Source organism: Phytoactinopolyspora endophytica, assembly GCF_004138495.1.
GTDB classification, from domain to species: Bacteria; Actinomycetota; Actinomycetes; order Jiangellales; family Jiangellaceae; genus Phytoactinopolyspora; species Phytoactinopolyspora endophytica.
Genome location: NZ_RZHA01001776.1, coordinates 1 through 5,171, shown reverse-complemented (window position 1 = coordinate 5,171; position 5,171 = coordinate 1). Strand labels below are relative to the sequence as shown.

At 56.8% G+C, this 5,171-nt stretch carries 2 rRNA genes; both read left to right on the top strand.

Annotated elements, in window-relative coordinates:
- Nucleotides 1-20 precede the first annotated feature (20 nt).
- Nucleotides 21-1,545: ribosomal RNA gene (locus tag ELR45_RS34155) — 16S ribosomal RNA — on the top strand.
- Nucleotides 1,546-1,924: 379 nt separating this feature from the next.
- Nucleotides 1,925-5,062: ribosomal RNA gene (locus tag ELR45_RS34150) — 23S ribosomal RNA — on the top strand.
- Together the 16S and 23S rRNA genes form the textbook arrangement of a ribosomal RNA operon.
- The last annotated feature ends 109 nt before the right edge of the window (nt 5,063-5,171 follow it).

The following is a 5,171-nucleotide window of genomic DNA, read 5'->3' as shown; positions in this document are numbered from 1 at the left end:
GTGGGGTTGTTGTTTATGCATTAATGGAGAGTTTGATCCTGGCTCAGGACGAACGCTGGCGGCGTGCTTTACACATGCAAGTCGAGCGGAAAGGCCCCTTCGGGGGTACTCGAGCGGCGAACGGGTGAGTAACACGTGGGTAACCTGCCCTTAGCTCTGGGATAAGCCCGGGAAACTGGGTCTAATACCGGATATGACACATGATCGCATGATCCGTGTGTGGAAAGTTTTTCGGCTAGGGATGGGCCCGCGGCCTATCAGCTTGTTGGTGGGGTAGTGGCCTACCAAGGCGACGACGGGTAGCCGGCCTGAGAGGGCGACCGGCCACACTGGGACTGAGACACGGCCCAGACTCCTACGGGAGGCAGCAGTGGGGAATATTGCACAATGGGCGAAAGCCTGATGCAGCAACGCCGCGTGAGGGATGACGGCCTTCGGGTTGTAAACCTCTTTCAGCGCTGACGAAGCCTTCGGGTGACTGTAGGCGCAGAAGAAGCACCGGCTAACTACGTGCCAGCAGCCGCGGTAATACGTAGGGTGCGAGCGTTGTCCGGAATTATTGGGCGTAAAGGGCTCGTAGGCGGCGTGTTACGTCTGTCGTGAAAGCTCGGGGCTTAACCCCGGGTTTGCGGTGGATACGGGCATGCTAGAGTCCGGCAGGGGAGACTGGAATTCCTGGTGTAGCGGTGAAATGCGCAGATATCAGGAGGAACACCGGTGGCGAAGGCGGGTCTCTGGGCCGGAACTGACGCTGAGGAGCGAAAGCGTGGGGAGCGAACAGGATTAGATACCCTGGTAGTCCACGCCGTAAACGTTGGGCGCTAGGTGTGGGTCCTTTTCCATAGGGTCCGTGCCGTAGCTAACGCATTAAGCGCCCCGCCTGGGGAGTACGGCCGCAAGGCTAAAACTCAAAGGAATTGACGGGGGCCCGCACAAGCGGCGGAGCATGCGGATTAATTCGATGCAACGCGAAGAACCTTACCTGGGTTTGACATACACGGAAATCCGGCAGAGATGTCGGGTCCTTTAAAGGGTCGTGTACAGGTGGTGCATGGCTGTCGTCAGCTCGTGTCGTGAGATGTTGGGTTAAGTCCCGCAACGAGCGCAACCCTTATCCTATGTTGCCAGCACGTTATGGTGGGGACTCATAGGAGACTGCCGGGGTCAACTCGGAGGAAGGTGGGGATGACGTCAAGTCATCATGCCCCTTATGTCCAGGGCTTCACGCATGCTACAATGGCCGGTACAAAGGGTTGCGATACTGTGAGGTGGAGCGAATCCCAAAAAGCCGGTCTCAGTTCGGATCGGGGTCTGCAACTCGACCCCGTGAAGTTGGAGTCGCTAGTAATCGTAGATCAGCAACGCTGCGGTGAATACGTTCTCGGGCCTTGTACACACCGCCCGTCACGTCATGAAAGTCGGTAACACCCGAAGCCCATGGCCTAACCCCTTTGGGGGAGGGAGTGGTCGAAGGTGGGACTGGCGATTAGGACGAAGTCGTAACAAGGTAGCCGTACCGGAAGGTGCGGCTGGATCACCTCCTTTCTAAGGAGCTTCTTTCTCAACCCTCTTTTCCGGCCTTTTGGTTGGTGGGGGTTGTGGAGGCCATGTCACAGGCGAGTGTTCTGTGGTGGTTGGCTCATGGATGGAACGTCAACAAAAATGTGCGCACATTCTGCTCCTTATGGGGTGGGTGTGTGTTGTGGTGCACTGTTGGGTTTTGAGGGATTGGCCGCCGCGCGTTGTGGTGGTTGGTTCGCTCTGGTTGTGTGGCGGTTCTGATTGTGCTGCCGTATCAGCCGTTCATCTCTTGTGTCTCGTTGGTTGGGGCGCGGGGGGTGGGTGGTGGTTGACGGTGGTGGTGGTCAGGGTGCTGTCCGTGTTTTGAGAACTGTATAGTGGACGCGAGCATCTTCATCTTTGTGGTCAAGTTTTTAAGGGCGCATGGAGGATGCCTTGGTACCAGGAGCCGATGAAGGACGTGGGAGCCTGCGATAAGCCCCGGGGAGTTGGCAACCGAGCTATGATCCGGGGGTGTCCGAATGGGGAAACCCGGCGGCAGTTATGTGCCGTCACCTCCACCTGAACACATAGGGTGGTAGGAGGGAACGCGGGGAAGTGAAACATCTCAGTACCCGTAGGAAGAGAAAACAATTGTGATTCCGTGAGTAGTGGTGAGCGAAAGCGGAACAGGCTAAACCGTGTGCGTGTGAGACCTGACAGGGGTTGCGTGCGCGGGGTTGTGGGGTTCGAACGTTCCAGCACTGTCATGTTGGTCTGAAGTAAGAAATCATCGTTGAAGTCGAAGGGCTTGAAAGGTCCGGCGTAGAGGGTGTTACCCCCGTAGACGTGGTAGCGGTGACTTCAGTGTTTGTTCTCCCGAGTAGCATGGGGCCCGAGAAATCCTGTGTGAATCTGGCGGGACCACCCGTTAAGCCTAAATACTTCCTGGTGACCGATAGCGGATCAGTACCGTGAGGGAATGGTGAAAAGTACCCCGGGAGGGGAGTGAAATAGTACCTGAAACCATGCGCCTACAAGCCGTCAGAGCATTTCCCTTGAGTGGGGTGTGATGGCGTGCCTTTTGAAGAATGAGCCTGCGAGTTAGTGGTGTGTGGCGAGGTTAACCCGTGTGGGGTAGCCGTAGCGAAAGCGAGTCTGAATAGGGCGTTTTTAGTCGCATGCTCTAGACCCGAAGCGAAGTGATCTACCCATGGGCAGGGTGAAGCGCGGGTAAGACCGTGTGGAGGCCCGAACCGACCTACGTTGAAAAGTGGGCGGATGACCTGTGGGTAGGGGTGAAAGGCCAATCAAACTTCGTGATAGCTGGTTCTCCCCGAAATGCATTTAGGTGCAGCGTCACGTGTTTCTTCCCGGAGGTAGAGCACTGGATGGCCGATGGGCCCGACAAGGTTACTGACGTCAGCCAAACTCCGAATGCCGGTGAAGTGAGAGCGTGGCAGTGAGACTGCGGGGGATAAGCTTCGTAGTCGAGAGGGAAACAGCCCAGACCACCAGCTAAGGCCCCTAAGCGTGTGCTAAGTGGAAAAGGATGTGGAGTTGCACAGACAACCAGGAGGTTGGCTTAGAAGCAGCCATCCTTTAAAGAGTGCGTAATAGCCCACTGGTCAAGTGATTCCGCGCCGACAATGTAGCGGGGCTCAAGTACACCGCCGAAGCTGTGGCAATCACACATGTACCCAGCTGCTGGTCCTTGTGGCCGGTGGTTCAGGTGTGTGGTTGGGTAGGGGAGCGTCGTGTGGCCGGCGAAGCGGCGGGGTGACCCAGTCGTGGAGGCTACACGAGTGAGAATGCAGGCATGAGTAGCGAAAGCAGGGTGAGAAACCCTGCCGCCGAATGACCAAGGGTTCCAGGGCCAGGCTAATCCGCCCTGGGTAAGTCGGGACCTAAGGCGAGGCCGACAGGCGTAGTCGATGGACAACGGGTTGATATTCCCGTACCGGCGGTCACGCGCCCATGTTGAACCTGGTGATGCTAACCACCCGAAACCATCGTGTGTCCTTCGGGACGTGTGGTGGTGGAGCGTGGGACCCGAACCGGTAGTAGACAAGTGATGGGGTGACGCAGGAAGGTAGCCCAACCCGGGCGATGGTTGTCCCGGGGTAACAGTGTAGAGGGTGTGGTAGGTAAATCCGCCACGCGTTAATCCTTGAGACTGGATGCCGAGCCGATTGTGGCGAAGTGGGTGATCCTATGCTGCCGAGAAAAGCCTCTAACGAGTGTGACAGCCGCCCGTACCCTAAACCGACACAGGTGGTCAGGTAGAGAATACCAAGGCGATCGAGTGAACCGTGGTTAAGGAACTCGGCAAAATGCCCCCGTAACTTTGGGAGAAGGGGGGCCGGATACGTGACCAACCGTGCGTTGGGAAGCGTTGAAGGCCGCAGAGACCAGGGGAGAGCGACTGTTTATTAAAAACACAGGTCCGTGCGAAGAAGCAATTCGATGTATACGGACTGACGCCTGCCCGGTGCTGGAACGTTAAGGGGACCGGTTAACCATCCTTGTGGTGGTGAAGCTGAGAACTTAAGCGCCAGTAAACGGCGGTGGTAACTATAACCATCCTAAGGTAGCGAAATTCCTTGTCGGGTAAGTTCCGACCTGCACGAATGGCGTAACGACTTTCCCACTGTCTCAACCACGGACTCGGCGAAATTGCACTACGAGTAAAGATGCTCGTTACCCGCAGCAGGACGGAAAGACCCCGGGACCTTTACTATAGCTTGGTATTGGTGTTCGGTTCGGCTTGTGTAGGATAGGTGGGAGACTATGAAACAGCCACGCCAGTGGTTGTGGAGTCAACGTTGAAATACCACTCTGGTCGTATTGGACATCTAACCTCGATCCGTGATCCGGATCAGGGACAGTGCCTGGTGGGTAGTTTAACTGGGGCGGTTGCCTCCCAAAAAGTAACGGAGGCGCTCAAAGGTTCCCTCAGCCTGGTTGGCAATCAGGTGGCGAGTGTAAGTGCACAAGGGAGCTTGACTGTGAGACAGACATGTCGAGCAGGTACGAAAGTAGGAACTAGTGATCCGGCAGTGGCTTGTGGACGCGCTGTCGCTCAACGGATAAAAGGTACCCCGGGGATAACAGGCTGATCCTGCCCAAGAGTCCATATCGACGGCATGGTTTGGCACCTCGATGTCGGCTCGTCGCATCCTGGGGCCGTAGTCGGTCCCAAGGGTTGGGCTGTTCGCCCATTAAAGCGGTACGCGAGCTGGGTTTAGAACGTCGTGAGACAGTTCGGTCCCTATCCGCTGCGGGCGCAGGAGACTTGAGAAGGGCTGTCCCTAGTACGAGAGGACCGGGACGGACGAACCTCTGGTGTGCCAGTTGTTCCGCCAGGAGCACGGCTGGTTAGCTACGTTCGGAAAGGATAACCGCTGAAAGCATCTAAGCGGGAAGCCTGCTTCAAGATGAGGTCTCCCACCACCATCGAGTGGGTAAGGCCCCCAGCTAGACCACTGGGTTGATAGGCCAGACGTGGAAGCCCAGAAATGGGTGAAGCTGACTGGTACTAATAGGCCGAGGACTTGACACACACCACACCACCCCACCCCTGGTGGGACAACGGTGCGGTGAAACGATGATCATGCTGCAGCGTCCACTATACGGTTCCCGAGATACGGCCACCACCCACACACACCCAC